Source organism: Streptomyces sp. SolWspMP-5a-2 (assembly GCF_900091845.1).
In the GTDB taxonomy this organism is placed as follows: domain Bacteria; phylum Actinomycetota; class Actinomycetes; order Streptomycetales; family Streptomycetaceae; genus Streptomyces; species Streptomyces doudnae.
Genome location: NZ_FMCI01000123.1, coordinates 1 through 1842, shown reverse-complemented (window position 1 = coordinate 1842; position 1842 = coordinate 1). Strand labels below are relative to the sequence as shown.

Below are 1842 nucleotides of genomic sequence, written 5' to 3'. Positions count from 1 at the left end.
CGATGATGATGGTCATCCACGACGGCAAGGAGCGCACGCAGGCGGAGTTCGAGGACGTCCTCGGCCGGGGCGGCTTCACCGTCAGGCGGATCCTTCCCACCCCCTCCCTGATGTCCATCGTCGAGTGCGTGCCCGCCTAGCGCGTGCCCGGGACGGGAGGAGGCCGTGGGATGAGTGAAGAGGCGATCGTCGATCTGGCCGCGCTGGGTGAGGAGTTCGCGCGCGATCCACACCCGACCTACGCGAAGCTGCGCGAGCGGGGTCCGGTGCACCGGGTGCTGCTGCCCGAGGGGTTCACGGCCTGGCTCGTGGTGGGCTACGAGGAGGCCAGGGCGGCGCTGTCCGACCCGCGGCTGTCGAACGACTGGCGCAACTCCCCCGGCGCGGCCGACACGGAGGACGATCCGTGGGCCAACCCGCACATGCTGATCTCCGACCCGCCCCGGCACACCAGGCTGCGCAAGCTGGTGGTCAGGGAGTTCACGCCGCGGCGGGTGCAGGCGCTCGAACCCCGGGTGCGGGAGGTCACCGACGAGTTGATCGGGGCCATGCTGGAGCGCGCGGACGGCCGGGCCGACCTGGTCGGGGACTTCGCGTTCCCGCTGCCGGCGTCGATCATCTGCGAGCTGCTCGGAGTGCCGTTCGACGACCGCGACAAGTTCCACCGGTGGACCACCCAGGTGACCAAGGAGTGGAACGGCGCCGAGGCGGAGGCGGCCCTCGCCGAACTGGACGGCTATCTGAAGGAGTTGCTCGACGACAAGCGGGCCAGGCCGGGCGATGACCTGCTGAGCGGGCTGGTCAGGCGGCGCGAGGAGGACGAGGACGCCCTCTCCGACAGCGAGATGGTCGGTCTCGCCGTGCTGCTCCTGGTCGCCGGGCACGAGACGACCACAGGGCTGCTCTCCAACGGGATGCTCGCGCTGCTGCGGCACCCTGACCAACTGGACGCGCTGCGCGCGGACTTCTCGCTGCTCGACTCGGCCGTCGAGGAGATGCTGCGGCACAGCGGCCCGACCGGGACGTCCCTGCACCGCTTCACCACCGAGCCGGTCCGGATCGGTGACACCGACATCCCCGGCGGGGGCGAGCTGATCCTCATCGGGAACACCCCCGCCAACCGTGACCCGGGCCGCTTCCCCGACCCGGACCGCTTCGACATCCGGCGGGAGGCGGGCGGCCATCTGGCGTTCGGGCACGGCATCCACGCCTGTTTCGGCGCCCCGTTGGCCAGGCTGGAGGCGCGGACCGCGGTGCGTTCGCTGCTGGAGCGCTGTCCCGACCTGGCGCTCGACGCCGATCCCGCCCGACTGGCCTGGTACCCGAGCGTGATGATGCGGGGTCTGCCCCGCCTCCCGGTCCGGGTGCGTGCCGTGCCCGACGCCGGTTCCTGAACTGCCCGTTCCCCGCTCCGCCCCGTCCGTTCCCCGTCTCCCGGAGGTATGCGATGACGTCCGCCCCGCCCGACACCAGCGAACTGAGCGCGCGACTGTCGGAACACATGAACGGCTACCTCTACACCGCCTGCCTCTACACGGTCACCAAGGCGGGTGTCGCCGATCATCTGGCCGACGGCCCGCGCACCGCCGCCGAACTCGCCGAGAAGACCGGCCTGAACGGTCCGCACCTGCACCGGGTGCTGCGCTACCTCGCCACCCGCGAGGTCTTCCGCGAGGACGAACAGGCCCGCTTCGCCCTGACCCCGATGGCGGAGCTGCTGCGCACCGACACGCCCGGCTCCCTCCACGACCCCTTCCTCATGCTCGGCGAGGATCTGTTCTGGCGGCCGTACGCGCGGATGTACGACACGGTCCGCCAGGGCCACACGGTCTTCGACGACAT

The 1842-nt window shown here is 71.2% G+C and carries 2 protein-coding genes; both read left to right on the top strand.

Annotated features, from left to right (window positions below):
- Positions 1–170 precede the first annotated feature (170 nt).
- Positions 171–1394, top strand: a complete 1224-nt coding sequence (locus GA0115242_RS12180) for a cytochrome P450 family protein (protein ID WP_093827543.1) — start codon at positions 171–173, stop codon at positions 1392–1394.
- 53 nt (positions 1395–1447) lie between these two features.
- Positions 1448–1842: methyltransferase family protein (locus GA0115242_RS12175; protein ID WP_272925269.1), on the top strand; the 395-nt coding region annotated here is incomplete at its 3' end.

Bases quoted from the DNA above. Each gene is read 5' to 3' on its own strand.
- GA0115242_RS12180 (WP_093827543.1), top strand. From the start codon at position 171: ATGAGTGAAGAGGCGATCGTCGATCTGGCCGCGCTGGGTGAGGAGTTC.